The sequence below is a fragment of the Rheinheimera soli genome (genome assembly GCF_031457405.1).
Taxonomy (GTDB): Bacteria; Pseudomonadota; Gammaproteobacteria; order Enterobacterales; family Alteromonadaceae; genus Pararheinheimera; species Pararheinheimera soli_A.
The window spans coordinates 89,217-105,961 of record NZ_JAVDWR010000001.1 but is presented as its reverse complement, the minus strand read 5'-3'; the positions used below and the strand labels follow the sequence as shown (position 1 = coordinate 105,961).

At 44.9% G+C, this 16,745-nt stretch carries 19 protein-coding genes and 1 tRNA gene; 10 read left to right on the top strand and 10 right to left on the bottom strand.

Going from position 1 to position 16,745, the window contains the following annotated elements; genetic code table 11:
* Positions 1-44 precede the first annotated feature (44 nt).
* The 6 genes from flgE to J2W69_RS00490 form a co-directional block, all read right to left on the bottom strand.
* Positions 45-1,394 (bottom strand): flagellar hook protein FlgE, encoded by a 1,350-nt coding sequence (gene flgE / locus J2W69_RS00515; protein WP_310273506.1) that lies wholly within the window; start codon positions 1,392-1,394, stop codon positions 45-47.
* Between the two features lie 24 nt (positions 1,395-1,418).
* A complete protein-coding gene (locus J2W69_RS00510) occupies positions 1,419-2,159 on the bottom strand; it encodes a flagellar hook assembly protein FlgD (RefSeq protein WP_310273504.1) in 741 nt (246 codons plus the stop codon).
* Between the two features lie 10 nt (positions 2,160-2,169).
* Complete coding sequence (gene flgC / locus J2W69_RS00505) at positions 2,170-2,586, bottom strand: flagellar basal body rod protein FlgC (protein ID WP_310273502.1); 417 nt, start codon at positions 2,584-2,586, stop codon at positions 2,170-2,172.
* A gap of 49 nt (positions 2,587-2,635) precedes the next feature.
* The gene (flgB, locus tag J2W69_RS00500) at positions 2,636-3,037 is read right to left on the bottom strand and encodes a flagellar basal body rod protein FlgB (RefSeq protein ID WP_310273500.1); all 402 of its coding nucleotides are present in this window, start codon (positions 3,035-3,037) and stop codon (positions 2,636-2,638) included.
* Between the two features lie 61 nt (positions 3,038-3,098).
* Positions 3,099-3,938, bottom strand: a complete 840-nt coding sequence (locus J2W69_RS00495) for a CheR family methyltransferase (protein ID WP_008898562.1) — start codon at positions 3,936-3,938, stop codon at positions 3,099-3,101.
* A gap of 7 nt (positions 3,939-3,945) precedes the next feature.
* A complete protein-coding gene (locus J2W69_RS00490) occupies positions 3,946-4,875 on the bottom strand; it encodes a chemotaxis protein CheV (RefSeq protein WP_310273497.1) in 930 nt (309 codons plus the stop codon).
* Positions 4,876-5,027: 152 nt separating this feature from the next.
* Between J2W69_RS00490 and flgA the strand changes: the two genes are divergently transcribed.
* The 3 genes from flgA to flgN all read left to right on the top strand — a co-directional run bounded on the left by flgA (position 5,028) and on the right by flgN (position 6,572).
* A complete protein-coding gene (flgA, locus tag J2W69_RS00485) occupies positions 5,028-5,723 on the top strand; it encodes a flagellar basal body P-ring formation chaperone FlgA (RefSeq protein WP_310273495.1) in 696 nt (231 codons plus the stop codon).
* A gap of 76 nt (positions 5,724-5,799) precedes the next feature.
* Positions 5,800-6,141 (top strand): flagellar biosynthesis anti-sigma factor FlgM, encoded by a 342-nt coding sequence (gene flgM / locus J2W69_RS00480; RefSeq protein WP_310273492.1) that lies wholly within the window; start codon positions 5,800-5,802, stop codon positions 6,139-6,141.
* Positions 6,138-6,572 (top strand): flagellar export chaperone FlgN, encoded by a 435-nt coding sequence (gene flgN / locus J2W69_RS00475; protein ID WP_310273490.1) that lies wholly within the window; start codon positions 6,138-6,140, stop codon positions 6,570-6,572. Before flgM ends, flgN begins: the two co-directional genes overlap by 4 nt.
* A 66-nt stretch (positions 6,573-6,638) precedes the next feature.
* Here flgN and J2W69_RS00470 read toward each other — a convergent pair whose 3' ends face one another.
* Positions 6,639-7,094 carry an LPP20 family lipoprotein gene (locus J2W69_RS00470; RefSeq protein WP_008898567.1) on the bottom strand — a complete coding sequence of 152 codons (456 nt, stop codon included), beginning with the start codon at positions 7,092-7,094 and terminating at the stop codon, positions 6,639-6,641.
* Between the two features lie 156 nt (positions 7,095-7,250).
* On the opposite strand from J2W69_RS00470, the gene J2W69_RS00465 reads away from it, so the two are divergent.
* Positions 7,251-8,408: a flagellar assembly protein T N-terminal domain-containing protein gene (locus tag J2W69_RS00465; RefSeq protein WP_310273485.1), complete on the top strand. Its 1,158-nt coding sequence runs from the start codon at positions 7,251-7,253 to the stop codon at positions 8,406-8,408.
* A 27-nt stretch (positions 8,409-8,435) separates the two neighbouring features.
* Here the strand turns inward: J2W69_RS00465 and J2W69_RS00460 are convergent.
* Positions 8,436-8,510 (bottom strand) — tRNA-Arg (locus J2W69_RS00460).
* A gap of 144 nt (positions 8,511-8,654) precedes the next feature.
* Here J2W69_RS00460 and J2W69_RS00455 point away from each other — a divergent pair.
* The 6 genes from J2W69_RS00455 to J2W69_RS00430 all read left to right on the top strand — a co-directional run bounded on the left by J2W69_RS00455 (position 8,655) and on the right by J2W69_RS00430 (position 14,087).
* Positions 8,655-9,527, top strand: a complete 873-nt coding sequence (locus J2W69_RS00455) for a class I SAM-dependent methyltransferase (protein WP_310273483.1) — start codon at positions 8,655-8,657, stop codon at positions 9,525-9,527.
* Positions 9,528-9,609: 82 nt separating this feature from the next.
* On the top strand, positions 9,610-10,749 hold the full coding sequence (locus J2W69_RS00450) for a DegT/DnrJ/EryC1/StrS family aminotransferase (RefSeq protein ID WP_310273481.1): 1,140 nt from the start codon (positions 9,610-9,612) through the stop codon (positions 10,747-10,749).
* Positions 10,750-10,752: 3 nt separating this feature from the next.
* On the top strand, positions 10,753-11,367 hold the full coding sequence (locus J2W69_RS00445) for a formyltransferase family protein (protein WP_310273479.1): 615 nt from the start codon (positions 10,753-10,755) through the stop codon (positions 11,365-11,367).
* Positions 11,358-12,332: a glycosylase gene (locus J2W69_RS00440; protein ID WP_310273477.1), complete on the top strand. Its 975-nt coding sequence runs from the start codon at positions 11,358-11,360 to the stop codon at positions 12,330-12,332. The genes J2W69_RS00445 and J2W69_RS00440 overlap by 10 nt, the downstream gene beginning before the upstream one ends.
* Positions 12,332-13,288 carry a glycoside hydrolase family protein gene (locus J2W69_RS00435; protein WP_310273475.1) on the top strand — a complete coding sequence of 319 codons (957 nt, stop codon included), beginning with the start codon at positions 12,332-12,334 and terminating at the stop codon, positions 13,286-13,288. The genes J2W69_RS00440 and J2W69_RS00435 overlap by 1 nt, the downstream gene beginning before the upstream one ends.
* Before the next feature lie 58 nt (positions 13,289-13,346).
* Complete coding sequence (locus J2W69_RS00430) at positions 13,347-14,087, top strand: class I SAM-dependent methyltransferase (RefSeq protein ID WP_310273473.1); 741 nt, start codon at positions 13,347-13,349, stop codon at positions 14,085-14,087.
* Between the two features lie 22 nt (positions 14,088-14,109).
* Here J2W69_RS00430 and J2W69_RS00425 read toward each other — a convergent pair whose 3' ends face one another.
* Together J2W69_RS00425 and J2W69_RS00420 are read right to left on the bottom strand one after the other, a co-directional pair.
* Complete coding sequence (locus tag J2W69_RS00425; protein ID WP_310273471.1) at positions 14,110-14,817, bottom strand: WbqC family protein; 708 nt, start codon at positions 14,815-14,817, stop codon at positions 14,110-14,112.
* Positions 14,818-14,852: 35 nt separating this feature from the next.
* The gene (locus tag J2W69_RS00420) at positions 14,853-16,745 is read right to left on the bottom strand and encodes a tetratricopeptide repeat protein (protein ID WP_310273468.1); all 1,893 of its coding nucleotides are present in this window, start codon (positions 16,743-16,745) and stop codon (positions 14,853-14,855) included.

Here is a 16,745-nt window from a genome sequence, read left to right as displayed (position 1 = left end):
AAAAAACCCAAAGCAAAAGACTTTGGGTTTTTCTGATCAAGCTATTAACGGATCTGCAGTACGGTATTTTGTAATGTACTGTTCACTTCAAGTGCTCTGGAGTTTGCCTGGAAGTTACGCTGAGCTGCAATTAAATCAACCAGCTCATTGGTCAGGTTGACGTTGGAGGCTTCAAGAGCTGACGCATTAATAGCGCCAAAAGTCCCTGAGTTTGCTTCACCAGCCAAAGCCTCGCCTGACAATAAACTTTGACGCCATGAGGTATTGCCAGCCTGAGTTAAGCCCTGAGGATTGGCGAATTTCACCATAGCCACCTGAGCTAAATAGGTTTGATCGCCATTAGAGTATGACGCCATAACTTTACCTGCAGCATCAATGTCCACACTGGTTAAACGACCTACTGTAGTACCATCCTGACTCAAAGCACCTACTTCAAATTTAGAAGCATACTGAGTAGGTAACTTTGTACCACTTTGATCGCGGAACTGCACTGTGATGTTACTACTGAACTGAGCACCATTGGTTAAATAACCGTTCAGAGGGTCATTTAATCCTGTACCTACACCAGCTGGCAGGATCAGGTTAGGTAAAGACGCTGTAGTTGGCAAAGACGGAATACCTGTGGCGTCAAAATCCATAACAATTGGACCAATAGCAGAATTTGGAGTTAAAGGCCCACCTGCAGGAGATGCAGGCACTGAATTGTTATTATCCAGCACCGCATACACTTGCCAGTCATTATCCGTGGTTGGTGCCTGACGGCGGAAATACATGGTCAGAATATGAGGCTCGCCTAAACTATCATAAATAGTGGTAGAAGTGGTGGCATTGTAGCTGGCCTGATCTGTTGGGTTAAAAGCAACTGTAGGTGGCGTATTGCGGGAGTCCACGTTCATGGTTACAAAAACGTTGGACGTTGCTCTTGGTGCACCCGCCGTATTTGGAATTTGAATAGGCTGAGTGGTACTTAAGCTGACCGAGGTTGTGCTGCCATTGGCCGGATTCACAGGAAAGCCCTGCAGGAAACCACCGTTGTTGTCTGAGATAAAATTGTTTTTATCCAGTTTAAAAGCACCGGCTCTGGTGTAAGAGTAATCACGGGCACCAATTTCAGGGGAGATGGCAAAAAAACCGTCACCTGTAATTGCCATATCCAGTGAGTTGTTAGTAAATCTTAACGAGCCCTGGGAAAACTGCTGCGCAATTTTGGAGGTAGTGACACCATCGCCCACTTTCGTTTTATTGGAGCTAAATACTGAAGCTGCATACACATCTGCAAACTCAGCACGGGATTCTTTAAAACCTGTGGTATTGACGTTTGCGATGTTATTCGCTGTAGTATCAATATCCTTCTGAGCCGCAGCCAGACCGCTTAACGCTATATTAAAACTCATAGATCACCTCAATTCATTCATTGACTAGGTTGCAATTTCTTCAATATCAGATAATTTTTTCTGGCCTTGGCCATAGACATTCAATAACAGGCCCTGGGTAGTGCCATTGCCTAAAGTAATACTGGTGACAGGGGCGTAAACTGAGGTCACTATGGCCTCATTTTTACCTGCAATAGAGCCTTCAACTGAAATGGTATAAACGCCTGCTTTGGCAAGTTCCATCACAGGATTACCTTTGTCATCGACCTTAGGAGTACCATCCTCGTTCACAGCCTGAGTATCAGTAGTGCCATCCCATGGAAGTTGTAAGCGTCCTGCGTCCGCTTTATCTATAGTGACGGAACGAACTACAACCCCACTTTCATTTTTTATACTAACTTTGACGTTAGTGGCGTTTTCCGGGAAATTAGCACTGGCCACTACATCATTTTTACCGTCAAACACCAAATCGTCGGACTTCACCAACACATACTGCCCAACCAAAGATGACGCCTGCAAAGCCTGACTGGAGTTCATCGTAGTGGCAAAATCTTTAAAGTTGGTATTGAGCTGGGAAATACCATCGGCCATAGTAAAGTTAGTCATCTGCGCTATCATCTGATCATTTTCAACCGGTTTGGTTGGATCCTGATAAGCCAGCTGTTGTGTCAAAAGTGCAAAGAAATCGGATTGAGTTAAGGCACCATTGTTGTTTTCTGATGTTTTGGGTTTTTCGCCCCAATACATCCCATCCAAAGCACCTTTATCATTGGTTACATTACTCATGCCCTACCCCTTAGCGTTGGCCCATCATCAGCGTCCGACTAACCAATTGCTTGGCAGCATCCGCCACCTGCACATTGGTTTCATAAGAGCGTGAGGCTGAAATCATGTTGGCCATTTCTTCCATAATGTTCACATTTGGCTTGTAGATGTAGCCTTTTTCGTCAGACAAAGGATGATGAGGCGCATATTCCACATTCAGTGGTGCATCAGACTCAACAATACCTAACACCTGTACCTTGGCACCTGCCTGACCTTGCTGAGCATGGTCAAGTGCTGTAGCAAAAACCGGATGGCGGGCTCTGTAGGTTTGATCAATGCTGCTGCTGACGCTGTTGGCATTGGCCATATTACTGGCGGTGGTATTCAGCCGCACTTGTTGCGCAGACATCCCGCTCCCGGCTATATCAAAAATGTTATATAGGCTCATGAATGACATACTCCTATACTGGCTATGTCAAAAAGGTTAAAAAGGTTCATTAGTGAGTTGCTCCGGTAATGGCTTTTTTCAGGCTGCTGATCCGGCTATTCAGGAAATTCAGCGTCGTCTGATATTCCATGCTGTTGCGGGTAAAGGCATTTCGCTCTTCGTGGATGTCAACAGTATTGCCATCCCCTGTATCAGGCTGATTGGGAATGCGGTACTGAGCTTCAGCATGGCGGGCTGTGGAAATTTCAAAGTGCTTAGGATCAGTTCGGCCAAGCGAACCCGACTGGCGCGACTGAGCACCTGCCAAAGCGGTTTGAAAATCCATGTCTTTGGCCTTGTAACCCGGAGTATCGGCATTTGCGATATTTTCGGCCAGGACCTGAGAACGTTTGTCGCGGATCAGTAGTGCTTCAGGGTGAATCCCAAATGCGTTTTCAAAGCTGATTGCCATAATTGCCATCCTGTTGTTCAGAGATGGCAAATACTAAGCAAAACTCAGGCCAGATTTTTTGTCAGACTTTTTTGCGGTACACAATACCCGGATTACAACGCACCATATCAAAGTCGTTGTTCAGGCTGGAAAGGGATTCTGAAGCACCAAGAAACAAGTAGCCACGCGGGTTTAAAGCCTGTGAGAACTGTTTGATGATTTTCATTTTTACTTCGGGGGAAAAGTAGATCAGTACATTACGGCAGAAAATAATATCAAACTTGCCCAGCAGCGTGTAGCTGTCTAACAGGTTTAAATGGCGGAACGAAACGTTTTTTCGAACGGCATCTTTTAGCCGCATCATGCCGTTGCCGGAATCGTCAAAAAATTTACTCCGACGCTCTGGTGACAAGCCTCGGGATAAAGCCAAACCGTCATATTCAGCGCGCTGGCAATGCTCCAGCATGGCGTTGGAAATATCAGTGCCTAAAATATGCAGGCCCATTGGAAAGGCCGAAGGCCTGCCTTGCTGGTATTCCAGACCCGTCATGGCAATTGAATAGGGTTCCTGACCAGAGGAACTGGCAGCCGACCAAATTTTGACGGTTTTTTGAGTTTTCTCAAATTCAGGCAGAATTTGTTTTTTCAGCAGCTCATAAGGGTAACTGTCACGAAACCACAAGGTTTCGTTTGTGGTCATAGCGTCTATTACAGCGGAACGCAATTGCCGCTCAAAAGGGCTTAAGGTTTTGTTCAGCAACTCTGACAAAGACGACAAGCCAAAGCGCTGCATCAAAGGCGCAAGACGACTTTTGACCAGGTACTGTTTGTTATCGCCCAACACAATACCGCACTGCTGCTCGAGAAAATCCCGAAACAGACGATACTCACTTTCCTGCAGTTCTTTGTTTGCCACTAACATAAAACCTCTAATCAGTATGCAACCATTTCCGCACGGATTCGGCTAATTCATCGGGATTAAATTTCGCAATAAAATCATCTGCGCCCACTTTTTGTACCATCTGCTGGTTAAAAACACCACTCAGAGAGGTATGTAAAATCACATGCAGTGGTTTCAGCCTTGGATCGAGCCGAATTTCCGCTGTCAGGGTGTAGCCGTCCATTTCCGGCATTTCTATATCAGAAATCAACAGCCCTACTTTATCAGTGACCGAATTTTGACAAGCCGCTGCCGTTTCCTGTAAATAAGTTAAAGCTTCACGGCCATTATTAACCAGATGCATCTGCACCCCTAAACCTTCCAGCGCTCGTTTGACCTGATTCCTGGCGACAGCAGAGTCATCGGCAATCAGGATCAGCCTGTCGCCCAAATCTTCGCTGATGGTCGAAGTTGCCACATGACTGCTGATGCTGGTTGGCGAAGGTGAAATTTCTTCCAGAATTTTTTCAACATCGATAATTTCAACCAGTTCTTTATCTATTTCAGTAATAGCAGTCAGATAACTCTGTTTACCCCCAGTACCTTTTGGCGGTGGCATAATAGCAGCCCAGTTGATATTGATAATCCGTTCAACAGACTGGACCAAAAAACCCTGCACAGAGCGGTTATATTCAGCAATGATAATAAAACAGTCTTTGGTGTTTTCGATAGCACGGCCGCCTGTTGCCAGACTTAAATCGATCACAGAAATTGTCTGACCACGGATATGGGCTATGCCTCTGACGTACTTATTGCGTTTAGGGATGGCGGTCAAAGGCGGACACTGCAGTACTTCACGTACTTTAAATACGTTAATACCAAAACGCTGACGACCATTTAAGCGGAATAATAAAAGCTCCAGTCTGTTCTGCCCTACCAATTGAGTGCGCTGATTGACTGAATCAAGAATACCCGCCATAGAAGACTCCCCTGCCTGAAGAAATTAGTGGTCCTAGAAAATCGGGAACGATTCTTGCTTAGGTCACTCTAGAATGAAAAATGACTGAAAATTGACATACTTAAGTATGTTATAACCCTTTGCCGTTAAAGCATAGCTGAAACCATATGAAAATGTACGATAAATTTTTGAGATCCACCCTGTACACTGCTGTGTTAGCGGCGGTTTTTTCTGCCGCGTTTTCAGTACAGGCGGCAAGTTTCAGCCCGCAGCAATTGACTGCTGCAGCAAAAGAGTGGCTGGAGCTGCAAAAGGAAGTACCACAAGGTGCTCAGAGTCAGATTTCAACTCTGGACTCACGTCTGGGGCATAAAGAATGTAATCAGCCTCTGCAGTTTAGCTTTGCAGGTCCTGTCAGTAATCAGGCTACGGTGCAAATTCGCTGCCAAAGCCCACAAAACTGGCAGTTGTTTGTTGCAGTGCGTTTTACCCAACAAACAGAAGCTGTATTGAGTTTGCGAAATATTGCTTTAGGTTCTTTGATCACTGCCGATATGTTAACGCTTGGGCAAGCTGATGTGCGGCTGGCTCGAGGTTCTCTGATTAAAAACCCGGCTTCAGTGCTGGGTGCCAGAGTAAAAAGAAGCTTGTCTGCAGGACAAGTTGTGACATTGCAGGATCTTTGTCTTGTATGTAAAGGCGATATAGTTACAATTAGTGGTTTGAATAACGGTCTTGAAGTCAGAGCTGTGGGAATAGCTCAGGTGGATGGCATTCTTGGTGACCAAATTCAGGTAACCAACAGACAGTCCAACAGAACTATAGTTGCAGAAGTTGTTGCAGTGAAAAAAGTTGCAATAAAATTTTAAATACTGACTAAAGTTTTAGCGGGCGATGCCGTTATACAAAGTAAGGGATCCGAAACCGGATAGAGAGGGTAGAAAAATGGCGATCAATGTAAACACAGGCCTGCCAGTCACTCAACAAGTGAAAGCTGACAAAGCCGAACAACAAAATATTCAAAAACAGCAGGTTGTACAACAACAGGCCGTTCAGCAGCAAGCCACTACAGGCACAGCTGCACAAAAACAGGATTCAGTATCGCTGACATCTCAGGCGCAGCAATTCAGCAAAGCCCAGGACAAAGCGAAAGCCAGCTCAGGTGTTGATCAAGAGAAAATAGATAAGATCAAACAAGAGATCTCTGAAGGCAAATATAAAGTGAATGTAGAACAACTGGCACGTCGTATCGTCCAGTTTGAAGGCGAGCTTTTCGGTAAAAAATGAGTAACGCCTACTCTTCTATCCTCACCCTGTTAAATGAGCAAGAGCAGCACCTGGATGTGATGCTTTTGTTGCTTCATAAGGAGCTGGACGCCATCCGGAGCCGTGATGTTGAAGCACTTAAAAACAATACCGACGAAAAAATCCGTATTCTTGAATTGGTTCAAGCCGCCGATCAGCAATTAGCAGCCTTGCCAGAATTAGCTGAAGCCAAAGAGCAAAGCTGGTTTCAGGAGCATTTAAGTCGTCTTGAAGAAAAACTGGCGCAATGTAAATTCCAGAATCAGGTCAACAGCCAAAGTGTAGAGCAAAGCCAACTGGTCATTGAACGCTTTAAAACTGAGTTATTGCAAAGCCGTGGCCGTGCAGGTTTAACTTACACCAATAAAGGCAAAGCGGCTCAGGTAGATAAAGGGCCAGGCATTAAAGCCTAGACGCTCCGTTGTTCAACAAAAAACCGTCATCTGACGGTTTTTTTGATCTGCAAGCAATGCTGGCTATTAATAGTACTTCACATTTTTGATACGGCGGGTTGGCTGACTGTTTAAATACAAGTCATACACCTGTTTAAAATCAAGCTCCAGCTCTGTGGCATACACATCACCCACAGGATAAGTTTTTACTACCCTGGCGCCCCGAATAATGCCGCTGACTGATGAGTTCAGTTGATCATTGCCAACCATCATTTGCTGCATATTGGCTTTAGCGTCAATTCTTTGGCCATAAACCTGCTCTGCCAGCTCTCTGTAGGCTTCCAGCTTAGAGGCTTTCATTGCCATCAGCATACGTTCCTGCTCTGTGGCTCCGGGCTGCTGACTTAAGGGGGCATAACCCACAGCTTTGAGCACAGGAAAACGCTGCGGTTCCACGGTTTCCCATTCGACATGGCGGTCGGCAACCATGCTGCAGCCGGGTAATAACGTCAGCAACAACGCGCTGATGGTTAGTTTGTTCATAATAGCCTGCCTCTGCCTATCTATTGATCTCTTTCATACCAGCAAATAATGCACAATCCGTGCCTTTTCTATAATTTCTGACTATGTTTGATAAAAATTGAAATTCAGGCATAACTTTTGCTTCTGTCCTGTCAGATACTTTATAGAGGATTAGTCATGCGTCTATCTGCGCTAAGCTTGGTACTGATGGCTTTGTCACTGCTTTCTGGCAATGCCGTGGCCGATTGGTATGAAGCAACAGGTCAGGCTGTGCTTAGAGCCGGCGACAAAGTTGCAGCAAGAAAAGCTGCCACTGAAGATGCAGTGCGTAAAGCGCTGTTGTACTCAGGGGCTTCTATCCGCACTGTGCAACAGGTGACCGACGGATTATTGACTCAGGAATCGATGTTTTTACACAGTCAGGGCGAAGTACAAAATGTACAGATTGTCTCTGAGACAGAAGAAAATGGTTATATCAACGTCACGATCAGAGCTGACATTTACCCGGATCAAAACCAGTGCGCTAATTTGCAACTGAAAAAACAACTGCTGGTAAGCCCCTTTATTATAGAAAACCGGGAACAGGCCGTTGTAGGGCAGCTATACGAGCTGGATCAAGCCAGTACCAGTGTGTTTATGCAGAAACTGGAAGAATCTTCAGCTTCAAGCCTGATCAAGCTACTGCCCCAATCCATCCGGCAACAGGAATTAAGTTATGCCGATCGCAGTGCTTTACAGCGCAACTATGGCGGTCGTTATTTGCTGAAAGCCAGTTTGGCAGATGTCTCTTTAGGAGAACGGGTTGGCAACAACTGGACCTTTTGGTCCGATCCGGACCGTGAACGCTTTTATCAGTTGCAACTGGAGCTGTCTGACATTCAGGAGCAAAAAGTATTATTAAGTCAAAAATACCAAACCTCAGCCGTCTGGGGTTTTCGTGAAACCACAGTCATCAGCCCAAAAACTCAGCGCTTCTGGCAAACCGATTATGGTAAATCTATAGAACGGGTCTTAAATGCCGCGGCACAAGATGTGGAAGAAGCCTTACGCTGCGAAACTATACTGGCAGATATCACGCTGGTAAATCAGCACAAAGTGCTGCTTAACCTTGGCAGTAAACAAGGTTTAAAAACAGGTGACGAACTGACTATTTTGTTCCGCCGTCAGCACAAAGACAGGTTTGGCCAACTGCAAGACCAACTGACCGTCAGCGAACTCAAAGTGAAAGTGAAAGAGCTGACACACACTAGCGCCTGGGCAGAAAGCGTAAATATGGAGTTATTGGCGAATGTACAGGTCGGTGATGCTGCAACCCTGATTAGCGATAAAGAGTAAGAGTGACTTTAGGTAATAGTCGAAAAATGGCCGCCCCAACAGGAATCGAACCTGTAACTGCCCCTTAGGAGGGGGCCGTTATATCCATTTAACTATGGAGCGGCTGTAATGAGGATTGATAAGCTATCATAAATTTTAGAGTTATAACATGTTGTAAATGCTAGATTTTGTTTATTGCACATTTAGTAACCAAAGTTATCATAAAGTAGATCTGTAGTCTGGATCAAAAAGAATCAGGAGAAAAAAATGCTAACTCCGCAAGATGCAGGGTTTCTTGGCAGCACTACCGCTAAGTATATCAACGACATAGCACCACAGCTTGATGGCTGGTTTTATCCTTTAGACATGATGATGTTTGGCATGACCGAGGCATTTCATCGTAGTTTGTCACTCTCTGGTGATATCGCTGAAATTGGGGTCTGGAAAGGTAAATCGCTGGCCCTTTTAGCTATGATTGCACCAGTAAAAGATCAGCTTTATGCAATGGACTTGTTTGGCGACGATTTGCTGGAGCAAACTCAACACAATATCTCCAGATTTGTTGCACCTGAGCTTGCTTCACGCATCCGTTACTTCAAAGGTAATACAGCGGATTACAGTACAGACTACCTCAAAACTCTGTTTACAAATAAGCTGCGTGTTCTGCATATTGATGCAGGCCATGAATACCACGAAGTGCTTCATACTCTGACTCTCGCTGCGCCTTTTGTGCAGGATTACGGCATTATTATTATGGACGACTATCAGGACCGTGAATTTCCTGGTGTTCCGGCTGCCACATTAGATTATTGCTACGAAACTGCACAAGGCCGTTGGGTTCCATTTCTGGTGGGAGCCAACAAAATGTATTTAGCTAACCCTGTGTATGCCAAACTGTTTCAGCTATTCCTTTGTAATGAAGCTTACTTTAAAGACAGTTTCCGGCTGAGTCGTATTAAAGACTCATTAGTCCTGATCGCCCAAAGTAAGCTGCCAATGAAGTCAACTGTGATAGAACAGCTTGTCAAAAATCAGTTACATGCTGTAGCAACCCCAACTGAATTAGAGACCTTAACAGAAAAAGCCAGATCACAAAGTCAAACAGCGTTGGAAGCAGAACAGGCACAACAGGTGCCATAAAGGTGTTGTGGCTTAGCTTTTGCTGGCTGTAAAAGATGTTATGACGCCTGATTTTATGCAGGTCTATTAAGGCGGTAGAACCATGAATAATAAACCAATTTATGTAACACAACCGGCTCTGCCGCCGTTGGATGAATTTATCCCCTACCTGCAGCAGATTTGGGACAACAAAATACTGACCAACTGCGGTCCCTTTCATCAGCAATTTGAACAGGCTTTAGCTGACTATCTTGGCGTAAAATATGTTTGCCTCTTTGCCAATGCCACTCTGGCTTTGGTGACAGCCTTGCAGGCCCTTCGTATTTCAGGTGAAGTCATAACCACGCCCTACTCTTTTGTGGCGACAGCCCACTCGCTGAAATGGAATGGTATCAAACCTGTATTTGTGGATATTGATGCAAAAACCTGCAATCTGGATCCTGCTGCTATTGAAGCCGCTATCACACCACAAACCACAGCTATTATGCCTGTACATGTATATGGCACACCTTGTGATACTGAAGCTATCCGTAAAATAGCGGAAAACTACAACTTAAAAGTGATTTACGATGCAGCTCATGCTTTTGGCTGCAGATACAACAACCAGTCTCTTTGTGCTTTTGGTGATATCTCTGTGGTCAGTTTCCATGCAACTAAAGTGTTTAATACTTTCGAAGGGGGCGCCATTATTTGTCAGGACGCTAAAACCAAAGCTCATATTGACCATTTAAAAAACTTTGGTTTTGTCGACGAAACCACAGTAGTGGCGGCCGGCATTAACGGCAAAATGAGCGAAGTAAATGCCGCTTTTGGACTACTGCAATTAAAGTACATCGACTCTTGTATTGAAAAAAGAAAACAAATCAGCCAATACTACAGAGACAACATTAAGTTTATCCGCGGCATTTCATTGCCGGATCATCAACTGCCTTTTACCTCGAATTATTCCTATTTCCCTGTGTTTGTTGAAGCTGACTACGCTTTATCCCGTGACGAGTTGTATGAAAAATTCCGGGAACAAAACGTGATGGTACGACGTTATTTTTATCCTTTGATCACGGCATTTCCTATGTACAGAACCGCCCATACACATCGGGATGATGAGCTGCCAAACGCCAGATATATCTCGTCCAGAGTACTGTGTTTGCCTTTGCATCCTAATCTTGAACAAGAGGAGGTGGAGAAAGTGATGGCGATATTGTCGGGTTTTTCGAAAATACAACAGACTCAAAAAGCTCTATAGCGCATGAGTAGCACAGCAGCAAAAAATACCAGACCAAACCAGTTTAATCTGGTGGTCTGTGCCTCAGGCGGTGGGGGAAATTTTCAGGCCATCATTGATAAGCAAGACATGCTGGCAGTCACTATCACTAAGCTGATTGTTGACCGGCCCTGTGGTGCTGTTCAAAGAGCGCAGCAACAGGGTATTGCAGTGCATCAGTTGAACTATTCCGGTGATTTGGCGCAGCAGCTGTTAAGCGCTATTCCTGAAAACACAAATTTAATAGTGCTGGCTGGTTTTATGCCAATACTGCCAGCAGCGGTGTGTAAGCACTGGCATAAAAAAATAATTAACACTCACCCGTCCCTGTTGCCACGTTATGGTGGCAAAGGCATGTACGGAGTAAAAGTGCAGGAAGCTGTCATGCAAGCGAAAGAAAAATACGCTGGCTGTACTGTGCACTATGTCGACTCTGGCATAGATACTGGTGAAATTATTCTGCAAAAAGTCATTGAGGTCGATTACCGGTTAACACCATGGGAGTTAGGCGGACTGGTATTTAAAGAAGAAAACAAACTTCTGGTGGATGCTATCCAATTGTTAAAATTAAACGAAGCTGCGGAGATGCAATGCAATTAACATGGGAAAAACTGGGGTTAGTCTTTGATCCTGAGCTGATACCGGAGCGCCCGGACTGGATGGTTAATTTCGCTCAGGCACCCAATGTCGTTATTTTTGATAGCTTCATACGGGTGTTTTTTTGTTGCCGCCCCAAACCGGACGAAAATAAACAGTTTGTCAGTTATTGTGCTTTTGTTGATTTAGATAAAACAGATCTGTTTAAAGTGCTGAATATCAGCCAGAAGCCACTGTTAAGCCTCGGCGATCTGGGGACCTTTGATGAGTTTGGTACTTATCCTGTGTCCGTTACCGAAGATGGCGGGGAGCTGATTGCCATTTATGGTGGCTGGCAACGCTGTGAATCTGTACCTTTTAATATTTCATTGGGTTTGGCCCGAAGTCATGACAAGGGCGTTTCCTTTACCAAACATGGCCCTGGTCCTGTGCTATCACACTCACCCAATGAACCTTTTATTGTCACGTCGCCAAAACTTCGTAAATACAATGACACCTGGTATCTGGCTTACACAGCAGGACGAAAATGGATACTGGATGAAGAAGGTCGCCCGGAAATTATTTACAAAATGCGGATGGCCACCTCAAAAGATTTAGTGAACTGGACCAGACTGGACAGAGATATTATCGACAGTAAGCTGGGCGACGATGAAGCTCAGGCTTGTCCTGATATTTTTTACGCTGCAGGCAAATACCATATGTTTTTTTGCTACCGGCAAGGTCTGGATTTTCGCTCGAATAAAAATAATAGCTACCGTATTGGTTATGCCAGCTCTGTTGATCTTCAGCAGTGGCACAGAGATGATTCAAAAGTGGATCTGGATGTGTCTGAAACCGGCTGGGATGCAGAGATGGTGGCTTACCCGACAGTGTTCGAACTGGATGGCACTGTGTATATGCTGTATGCGGGGAATGGCAATGGTAAAACAGGCTTTGGCCTGGCGAAATTGCATGGAGCTTTGGGCTGATGAAATGGCAAAAGCTCGGGAAAATATTCGACCCAACCACAGTGGTTCTGGCCGATGGCTGCACTGAATTTGCGAAATCCCCTCAGGCTTTGGTATTTGAAGACTTTGTGCGGATTTACTTTTGTGCCCAGAAAAAAACGGCCAATGGCAAATACCTGAGTTGCCCTCAGTATGTCGACTTTGACAAAAGCCTGACCAAAATCCTCGCCTTGTCGGAACAGAGTATCATTCAGCCGGGAGAGCTTGGCCATTTTGATGAACATGGCATTTTCCCTTTTAGCGTAACACGGGATGACAACAGCATACTTGCTTATACTTCTGGCTGGAGCCGTCGCACTTCAGTCTCTGTTGATATGAACATAGGCCTTGCCCGCAGCACAGATCAGGGGGCCAACTTTGAGAAATACGGAGCTGGCGGGCCTGTTATGGCAGCCAGCCACAATGAGCCTATGATGGTCGCAGATGCGTTTGTGCTGAAAATCAATGGCAGCTACCACATGTGGTATATCTTCGGCAGTCATTGGCAGAAAAAGTCCGCTGACGGCGCAGCAGAGCGTTTTTATAAAATTGCCTATGCCCATTCCAGCGACGGTATAACATGGCAACGCACAGGCCAAACTATTATTGACGAAAAAATACCGGATGAATGCCAGGCACTGCCAACTGTGATTTACGCTGCAGGCAAATACCATATGTATTTCTGTTACCGCAGTGCCTATGACTTCAGGCAAAACAGCAAAAATGCCTACCGTCTGGGTTATGCCTGGTCTGAAGATTTAATCAGCTGGACCAGAGACGATACCCTCGCTGGTATTGATGTATCTGGTTCAGGTTGGGATTCGGACATGATGTGTTATCCAAATCTGTTTGAATCTGATGGCCAGATTTTTTTGTTGTATAACGGCAATGAATTTGGCCGTTATGGTTTTGGTCTGGCCCGTTTAACAGAGCTATAACCCGACTTGGGCTAAGATGCCGCTTCAAACTAACTAACAAGCAGGACAAGGTGTCCCTATGACAACAGCAAGAGACTTTAACAAAGAAATTATCGACAACTCAGGCCGCTCTTATTTCTATGGCTTTGACTATGACGTGATGCATCCTTATATGATCCAGTCGTTTGAGCCTTTCCTGAGAAACGGCAATCTGTTGGAATTAGGCAGTTTTAAAGGTGAACTGACCAAAAGACTGCTGCCCTACTCCGAAGACATTACCTGCGTCGAAGCCTCAGATGTGGCCATCAGCGAAGCAAGACAGAAACTGGGAGATAAAGTAACTTTTGTCAATGCGTTGTTTGAGCAGGCAAAGCTGCCCACCCGTTATGACAATATAGTGATGACCCATGTGCTGGAACATCTGGACGATCCGGTCCTGGTGCTCAAACGCATTAACGACGAATGGCTGTCAGACAAAGGCCGCTTCTTTTTAGTTTGCCCTAATGCCAACGCACCTTCCCGTCAGATTGCGGTAAAAATGGGCCTGATCAGCCACAATGCAGCAGTCACCCCGGCAGAAGCTGAACACGGTCATCGTTGCACTTACAGTCTGGATACACTGGAGAGGGATGCAGTAGCCGCAGGGTTAAAAGTGGTGCATCGTTCAGGTATCTTCTTTAAAGCGCTGGCGAACTTTCAGTGGGACAGATTGCTGCAAACCGATATTATTTCGCCGGCTTATCTGGATGGCTGCTATAAACTGGGCCAGCAGTATCCGGACTTATGTTCCAGCATCTTTTTAGTCTGTGAAAAAGGTTAAAGCAGCGGCACTGCCGGCTCTGTCAGTTACGAACCAAAGAATAGTCAGCAAGCATCTCTTTTAGCTGCTGCTGACTGGTAAACATGATCAGATCAATCACTGATAAATAAGGTACAAAATCAGCATCAAATTGCCGGTAGCCAGGCACATGGGATTGCAAAAAACACAGTTCCAGACCAGCGTGCTGAAAAGTGTTCTTGTTGTACAGCTCAAGCCCACCTATTGCATTGATATAACGTTTTGCCCCCAACGCCTGACACAAGGCGATGACTTTTGCTTCAGAACGCAGGCTGTGATCAATGGCAATGTCAGAGGAGCGGATGATAGTGCGCTCTATACCCAGGAACTGACACAGCAGCCGAATGGAGTGTTCGGTAAAATAAAACAGATTTGTCTGTGGGCAGAGAAAGCACTGCTCAATCACAGGATAGGCCGCGTCAAAATACGGCGCTTTACGGTAACTTTGTTTGATCTGAGCCAGTATTTTACTGATGGCCTGCCCTGCGTCATCCGCCAGATAACGTTCCACCACATTCAGATAATCAGAGCCTTGCTTTAACGGCAGAGTAAAGAGTTTTTTTTCGCCGTTCAGCAAGATGTTGTTGCGGTGAAACCAGCCTTTTTTTGTAAACTGAATATTGTCGTAAAGCACAAAAACGTCACTGGCAACAAGGAGTTGCCAGTAACCCAGATAGGGCAAAAAATAGGGCTGCATAATAGCTACATTCATTGTTTTGCCTTTTTAAAGACCCCACTCCACAAGGCTTATATAATCCGATCGTTATCCCAGGTAATGAGTTTATGTTTTGTGGATTTATACATATTCAGCTTCTGATACACAGCAGCTATAAACTCACCAAATTCAGAAGGCTGATCTTTTTCAATACTCAGCATGGCTTTGATGTCTGCAGATTTAATACATTGAATCTGAGCTGCATAATAGGCCTCATCATTCACCAGAGCTATAACCTTATTCAGGTAGCTTTCGACTGAGTCGCACATAAAATGCTGATCGAGTCCAAAGGACTGTAACACCAGATAGTCTGTATAGCTGCAGAACTCATGACCTTTCAGTGCCACCACGGGTAATCCAAGCAACATGGAATCGACAGTGCTGTTGGTATTACCAAATGGAAAAGGCGCCAGACTGATATGACATTGACCTAGTGTTTTGAGAAACTCAGGGTATGGCATCTGTGCATAGACTGTGGCATCAGGAAACTGTCTGAGCAGCATGCTTTTCAGGCCATCGTTAAAGAGTCCATCACCGGCAGGAAAAAAATGATAGTTAACCCTGGACCCTAGTGCTGTTTTCACATCCTTGAGCAACTGAACAAACACACTGCTTAATTTCATGGCTGCACAGTTAATAGCTATATGTTTACGGCCATCTGAAATTTTTTCTGAACTCAGACTATCAGATGCCAATTCACTGTGTTCAATCGCCGTATAACGATAGTTTTTATTTTGCAGTATGTTTTCCGAAGCCAAAGCGCTTGCACCAGGCAAATCCGGACCGTAGTAAATAAAATCCATGTTGTCAGAAAAACTACTTTCAGGATGACCGCAACTCATGACCTGCATAGCGGCTAAACGCAGGTTCGCCAAATAGATAGTCCAATGCGACATTCCGAGGCTGGGATAATAAATAATATCCGGATTAATACTGGTAATAGTTTGAATAATAGCTTTTAAATCAGTGACATCATCGACTATCAGATGGCGTGGAAACACAGTTTTGGATACGTCATCAAGCAATGTCTGCTCGGCAAGAGAATAGACTTCAAAATGCTGCTGCAACGAAAAATAAAGGGGCAAATAACAGCGGAACATAGCATGGTTGCGCCCTGCCCGTTCATGGATCACTAATAGTCTGGGTTTGTGGCGTATTTCCGACGCTTTCTTTTTCGGAACCACCAGGCCATTCGAATGCAGAAAGTTACCAATCATCTTATTGATATTCTTTTTAATCTCCCTTTTGTTCGTACTGGGAGAATAAGAACAATACATCCATGCATTCACAACACTATTCATAAAGCTTTGATTTGGATTGACTCTTGACAGCAGTTTGGATTTCTCAAACAGGGTCTCTCTGTTTTTTTCCCCCTGACTGGTTAACACCACACCAGTATTGAGCCACCCCATCATCAACACGGCAAAGTAGGCTTCGTGAAGTTGAGTCGCAAGATCCAGGTAGGCGGGATCCAGATCATCAATATGGACAAAAACAAAATATAACAACAACTTATGTTGAGGTATGACAAAAGAGCCTGCTTCAGTTCTTTCCGTCAGATAGGTTCTCAGGTGAGCATAACCTCTGTAACCACTGTTATAAAAAACACTGGCTATAACTTCTTTATAGCGCGCTAAATCAGAGAGGTCTTCAACGGACAAAGCCTGTTCTTCGCAAGAGGCCCACAACGACAACAAAGTTGCCATTCTGGTAAAAAGTTCATCAGCAAAGTAGTTTCGTACTGAGGTATCATTTGAATACAAGGTTCTGTTGTGAAAGCTGTCGAAAAATGCCTGCAACAAAGCAAGAACCTCCTTTAACGAAAGTTCTCCTCTGGAATGAATTTCCATTTCCAGTTTCGCCAGCATTTTATGAAACTCAATAATCTGGCTTTTACTTTGTTGCTCTGCTGCATCGTCTGTCAT

Coding starts and splice junctions, on each gene's coding strand:
- J2W69_RS00445 (WP_310273479.1), top strand. CDS start 10,753: ATGAGTAGCACAGCAGCAAAAAATACCAGACCAAACCAGTTTAATCTG.
- flgC (WP_310273502.1), bottom strand. CDS start 2,586: ATGAGCCTATATAACATTTTTGATATAGCCGGGAGCGGGATGTCTGCG.
- flgE (WP_310273506.1), bottom strand. CDS start 1,394: ATGAGTTTTAATATAGCGTTAAGCGGTCTGGCTGCGGCTCAGAAGGAT.
- J2W69_RS00510 (WP_310273504.1), bottom strand. CDS start 2,159: ATGAGTAATGTAACCAATGATAAAGGTGCTTTGGATGGGATGTATTGG.
- J2W69_RS00470 (WP_008898567.1), bottom strand. CDS start 7,094: ATGAACAAACTAACCATCAGCGCGTTGTTGCTGACGTTATTACCCGGC.
- flgN (WP_310273490.1), top strand. CDS start 6,138: ATGAGTAACGCCTACTCTTCTATCCTCACCCTGTTAAATGAGCAAGAG.
- J2W69_RS00425 (WP_310273471.1), bottom strand. CDS start 14,817: ATGAATGTAGCTATTATGCAGCCCTATTTTTTGCCCTATCTGGGTTAC.
- J2W69_RS00420 (WP_310273468.1), bottom strand. CDS start 16,745: ATGACAGACGATGCAGCAGAGCAACAAAGTAAAAGCCAGATTATTGAG.
- flgM (WP_310273492.1), top strand. CDS start 5,800: ATGGCGATCAATGTAAACACAGGCCTGCCAGTCACTCAACAAGTGAAA.
- J2W69_RS00490 (WP_310273497.1), bottom strand. CDS start 4,875: ATGGCGGGTATTCTTGATTCAGTCAATCAGCGCACTCAATTGGTAGGG.
- J2W69_RS00465 (WP_310273485.1), top strand. CDS start 7,251: ATGCGTCTATCTGCGCTAAGCTTGGTACTGATGGCTTTGTCACTGCTT.
- J2W69_RS00495 (WP_008898562.1), bottom strand. CDS start 3,938: ATGTTAGTGGCAAACAAAGAACTGCAGGAAAGTGAGTATCGTCTGTTT.
- J2W69_RS00450 (WP_310273481.1), top strand. CDS start 9,610: ATGAATAATAAACCAATTTATGTAACACAACCGGCTCTGCCGCCGTTG.
- flgB (WP_310273500.1), bottom strand. CDS start 3,037: ATGGCAATCAGCTTTGAAAACGCATTTGGGATTCACCCTGAAGCACTA.
- J2W69_RS00435 (WP_310273475.1), top strand. CDS start 12,332: ATGAAATGGCAAAAGCTCGGGAAAATATTCGACCCAACCACAGTGGTT.
- J2W69_RS00430 (WP_310273473.1), top strand. CDS start 13,347: ATGACAACAGCAAGAGACTTTAACAAAGAAATTATCGACAACTCAGGC.
- J2W69_RS00440 (WP_310273477.1), top strand. CDS start 11,358: ATGCAATTAACATGGGAAAAACTGGGGTTAGTCTTTGATCCTGAGCTG.
- J2W69_RS00455 (WP_310273483.1), top strand. CDS start 8,655: ATGCTAACTCCGCAAGATGCAGGGTTTCTTGGCAGCACTACCGCTAAG.
- flgA (WP_310273495.1), top strand. CDS start 5,028: ATGTACGATAAATTTTTGAGATCCACCCTGTACACTGCTGTGTTAGCG.